General features: G+C 45.1%; 4 protein-coding genes. 3 read left to right on the top strand and 1 reads right to left on the bottom strand.

All coding sequences use genetic code 11. From position 1 onward, the window contains the following. Nucleotides 1–202: 202 nt before the first annotated feature. From QZ209_RS00800 to QZ209_RS00790, 3 genes are all read left to right on the top strand, one after another. Nucleotides 203–679 (top strand): DM13 domain-containing protein, encoded by a 477-nt coding sequence (locus QZ209_RS00800; RefSeq protein ID WP_294343511.1) that lies wholly within the window; start codon nucleotides 203–205, stop codon nucleotides 677–679. Between the two features lie 167 nt (nucleotides 680–846). Beyond that, a complete protein-coding gene (locus QZ209_RS00795; RefSeq protein ID WP_294343508.1) occupies nucleotides 847–1836 on the top strand; it encodes a penicillin-binding transpeptidase domain-containing protein in 990 nt (329 codons plus the stop codon). A gap of 2 nt (nucleotides 1837–1838) precedes the next feature. After that, nucleotides 1839–2384, top strand: a complete 546-nt coding sequence (locus QZ209_RS00790; RefSeq protein ID WP_294343505.1) for a hypothetical protein — start codon at nucleotides 1839–1841, stop codon at nucleotides 2382–2384. 185 nt (nucleotides 2385–2569) lie between these two features. On the opposite strand, the gene QZ209_RS00785 is transcribed toward QZ209_RS00790, so the two are convergent. After that, nucleotides 2570–2809 carry a hypothetical protein gene (locus QZ209_RS00785; protein WP_294343503.1) on the bottom strand — a complete coding sequence of 80 codons (240 nt, stop codon included), beginning with the start codon at nucleotides 2807–2809 and terminating at the stop codon, nucleotides 2570–2572. Nucleotides 2810–2970 lie beyond the last annotated feature (161 nt).

Raw genomic sequence — 2970 nt, 5'->3', positions numbered from 1 at the left:
TCACTCACAGAGAGTAACAGCAAATCTGCGGCTGCTGAATAACTGGTATAAAAGGCATCAGGACCTGCCTGCGGGCAAGAGGAATGCAAAAGTTTTGATCCGAAAAAAGTGTTTATGCTGTATATTGTTAACAGGTGACAAGGAATTTTGTAGTGCGGAAAAAAAGTGAGGCGTAGAAAAAAACTCATAACAGGTTGAAATCATGAAAATACGCACCGTGGTATTACTGATCGTAACGCACTTTGCCGTAGGCGTCTTGGGATTCGGGGTCGGCATCTATACATTACCTATTCTTATTGCCCAGTCTGCGCCAAGCGAAGCTGCGATAGAGGAGGTGTCCTCGGAAGCAAGGTATACAGCTCAATTCCGAAGAGATTTGAAAGACAGTGATGCTTTGCATTGGGGGGAAGGTACGGTTTCGGTTGGCCCCAAGTACATTTCCCTTACGGGCCGGCTGTCACCCGGTCCAGATTACAAACTCTATCTTTCTCCGGAATTCGTCGAGACCGAAGCAGACTTCAATCGCCTGAAGTCTACTATGGTTCGTGTAGGCGATGTTAAAACATTCGAAAACTTTGTGGTGGAAGTACCGCCGGATATCGATCCGTCGAAATTCACGAGCGTTATTGTTTGGTGCGAAGCTTTCGGAGAGTTCATTACGTCTGCTAAATACCGGTAGTTTGGAGACAGCCCGAAATTACAACTCTAAAACCATAGAATCGGTTTATCCCAGATACTCCGTGAATAAGGCAGGTAGGATGATAGAGAAAATCGATTGAGCAAAAAGTAAGTCTTTGCGCACCGGTTGTTTCGCGCGTCAAGGTAAACGTTATCTGCTGATAGTGCATGGATAAATTTCCTGCAATAGAATTGTCCAGAAAGACTGGAAAAGAAAATTTCCATGCAATCGGAAATCCGTTGCCGTATGACAAGAGAAAATCCCACAAGACAAATGATCTTATTGGTGCATACGCAAAAATTTTTTTAGCATTGAGGGCAGGCTTTCAGCTCAACACGTTGACAGTTCAACAATCCTTGGATACAGCATCTATGAACCGGCTTATTCTTTTACTTTTTCTTTTTCTGTTCCCTGTGCAATCTAAAGCGCAGGAAATCGACGAATCGCTTTTCAATGGTTACGATACCGCATTTGTGCTTTACAACCGTTCTTCTGATAACATGATTTCCATCGATACGGCGCGTGCCGCACAGCGCCTTGCTCCCTGTTCGACATTCAAGATTTACAACACGCTTATCGGTCTGGAGCTAGAATTGATCGAGGGGCCCGACGATCCATGGTACACATGGGACGGGGTGCGCCGTAGTTATGAAGCATGGAACAAAGACCTGACGCTTCGTGAGGCGTTTCGTGTTTCGGCGGTATCGGCATTTCAGGTTCTTGCCCGGCGAATAGGACTTGAGCGCATGAAACCATATATGAAGCGGATTGGTTATGGCAGTATGGATATCTCGGCCGGTATCGATGTTTTCTGGCTTTACCATCCCGAACGTGAAACAGTTGTTATCAGTGCAGACGAGCAAGTAGTACTTCTGAATAAACTGCTCGATGGAAAGCTTCCTTTTTCTGACAGTAACGTCGAAACATTATATGATGTAATGCGGGTTACCAAAACTGAAAAAGGAACACTCTATGGGAAAACCGGTTCGGGGATGGATGCTGAAGGCGATTGGAAACTGGGTTGGTTTGTCGGGTTCGTGGAGAGCAGAGGAAATATTTACGTCTTTGCGTGTAATGTCATCGGAGGTGAAAGTCCTTCCGGTAAGGAAGCGAAGGCGATTGTCGAACGAGTGCTAAACACACGAGGGTTATTGTAAGCATGATAAGAAATCTTTCGGATCTTTTGCGTAAATGGAGCAAGGGCTGGCTGGTTTTTTCGCTTTTCGTTGTCCTGGTTGGGTTCGTGGTGATCACTCTCCCGATTGCTCAAACTGCTTCGGCTGGTATAGAGGGTTTGGACTCTCGTCATTTTTATACGCCGAAAGAGGCGTTTTCCGTTGTTGCTGCGTACACTGAGCATGGGCGTTCCATGCTCCGGTTTTTTTATGTGACAGCCGATATCCTCAACCCCATTCTTTACACATCGTTTCTGGCTTTGTTCATTTCGTGGCTTTTTCAACGAGGTTTCAGACCCGATAGCAAGATGCAAATGCTGAATGTATTGCCGTTCGGTGCAGCGATTTTTGATCTGTGGGAAAACATGGGTATTGTTACAATGCTTTCAGTCTATCCTTCACAGCCTGTTATTCTGGCATGGTTGGCTGCTTTTGGTACAACAACCAAGTATGCTTTCATTTATACATCTTTTGGGTTTGTTATCGTTGGAATTATCGCGGCGACATTGAACAGGTTTAGGGTACAGTGACACTTTCCCCGCAGGGTTTTAGTCCATAACCATTCATCCGTACATAACTATGGCTTCATCCGTCGCTCGATTATCGAGCACGAAATGAAGTATATAGAGCTCACGATACTGTCGACTTTTTCAGAACTGGGCAAGGTGTACGAAGCACTGGCTTTAGGTGAAAAGTGCTGACTAACAAGAAGCCGTTACCCTTTGATCGTTGAGGTGATGGATTGTTGCAACCGTTCAAAAAAACCATTCACCTCTTCTACCCGGATTCTGGTTTTCGAGTCTTTCACTTCCTCATCTTCGATAAAGAGCGTGACGGTGGCATGGCCTTCCAGGTCCGGTTCCTCATGAAGTGTAAAGCGCAGGTTCCGGTGTTTGAATTCTCTGATTTTCATGGCTTTGAATGTGCTGTTTTTAAAGCCTACCTGCGCTGTCATACTATCAGTCAGATAACATCGGCTATGGCGTGAACGAAAAAAACGTTCACGCTCTGTGAGTTATGTGCTAAGAATATGCCGTTTGGGAGATCGAGCAACGGCTTTAAAAAACATTGTTCTTACAATTTATTATTTCGTCAATACTTCGCCAAGAAAAAAGT

Origin of the sequence: Prosthecochloris sp., assembly GCA_015482705.2 — a bacterium.
Classification (GTDB): domain Bacteria; phylum Bacteroidota; class Chlorobiia; order Chlorobiales; family Chlorobiaceae; genus Prosthecochloris.
The sequence above is the reverse complement of the archived record's forward strand: the minus strand, read 5'-3'. Positions and strand labels throughout refer to the sequence as shown.

What these genes read in the sequence shown, in the direction of transcription:
- QZ209_RS00785 (WP_294343503.1), bottom strand. Translation starts at nt 2,809, where the DNA reads ATGACAGCGCAGGTAGGCTTTAAAAACAGCACATTCAAAGCCATGAAA.
- QZ209_RS00800 (WP_294343511.1), top strand. Translation starts at nt 203, where the DNA reads ATGAAAATACGCACCGTGGTATTACTGATCGTAACGCACTTTGCCGTA.
- QZ209_RS00790 (WP_294343505.1), top strand. Translation starts at nt 1,839, where the DNA reads ATGATAAGAAATCTTTCGGATCTTTTGCGTAAATGGAGCAAGGGCTGG.
- QZ209_RS00795 (WP_294343508.1), top strand. Translation starts at nt 847, where the DNA reads ATGGATAAATTTCCTGCAATAGAATTGTCCAGAAAGACTGGAAAAGAA.